Here is a 1,073-nt window from a genome sequence, read left to right as displayed (position 1 = left end):
CATCATTCGATGATTTTGGTTACGGCACCAGCGCCTACCGTCCTGCCACCTTCCCTTATAGCAAACCTCAACCCTTCCTCTATCGCTATGGGCGTAATCAGCTTCACCTTCATGTTCACGTTGTCACCTGGCATCACCATCTCTACTCCCTCAGGCAGCTCTATCACACCCGTCACGTCCGTCGTCCTAAAGTAAAACTGCGGCCTGTACCCACTGAAAAACGGCGTGTGCCTTCCTCCCTCTTCCTTCGTCAACACATACACCTGCGCATAAAACTCCGTGTGCGGCTTGATGCTCCCAGGCTGCGCCAATACCTGCCCCCTCTCTACCTCGTCCTTCTGAACTCCCCTCAACAACGCTCCTATGTTGTCTCCCGCTACTGCCTCATCCAACACCTTCCTGAACATCTCTACCCCCGTCACTACCGTCGCCTTCGGCTTGTCCGCAAACCCTACTATCTCCACCGTGTCTGATACCTTAAGCCTACCCCTCTCTACTCTGCCAGTCGCTACCGTCCCACGCCCTGTTATCGAAAATACGTCCTCTATCGGCATCAGGAACGGCTTGTCTACATCCCTCTGCGGCGTCGGTATATACTCATCTACCGCATCCATCAGCTCAAATATCGCCTTGCACCACGGATCGTTCGCTACATCCGCCCCGCTCTGCGCCGCCTCTAACGCCTTCAACGCCGAACCCCTTATAACCGGTACCTCATCCCCAGGAAATTCGTACTCATTCAAAAGCTCCCTTACCTCCATCTCTACCAGCTCAAGCAGCTCCTCGTCGTCTACCATGTCCACCTTGTTCAAAAATACCACAATGTATGGTACCCCTACCTGCCTGGCCAGCAGTATGTGCTCCCTGGTCTGCGGCATCGGACCATCCGCCGCCGATACCACCAGTATCGCACCGTCCATCTGCGCCGCACCAGTTATCATGTTCTTCACATAGTCGGCATGCCCAGGACAGTCCACGTGCGCATAGTGCCTCTTGTCGGTCTCATACTCCACGTGCGCCGTGTTAATCGTTATTCCCCTCTCCTTCTCCTCCGGCGCCTTGTCAATATCCTC

1 protein-coding gene is annotated in these 1,073 nt (G+C 54.9%); it reads right to left on the bottom strand.

Features of this window, described 5'->3' with window-relative positions:
• Positions 1-2 precede the first annotated feature (2 nt).
• Positions 3-1,073: elongation factor Tu (tuf, locus tag JOD02_RS11380; RefSeq protein WP_204489641.1), on the bottom strand; the 1,071-nt coding region annotated here is incomplete at its 5' end.

Source organism: Caldicoprobacter guelmensis, assembly GCF_016908415.1.
GTDB lineage: Bacteria > Bacillota > Clostridia > Caldicoprobacterales > Caldicoprobacteraceae > Caldicoprobacter > Caldicoprobacter guelmensis.
The sequence above is the reverse complement of the archived record's forward strand: the minus strand, read 5'-3'. Positions and strand labels throughout refer to the sequence as shown.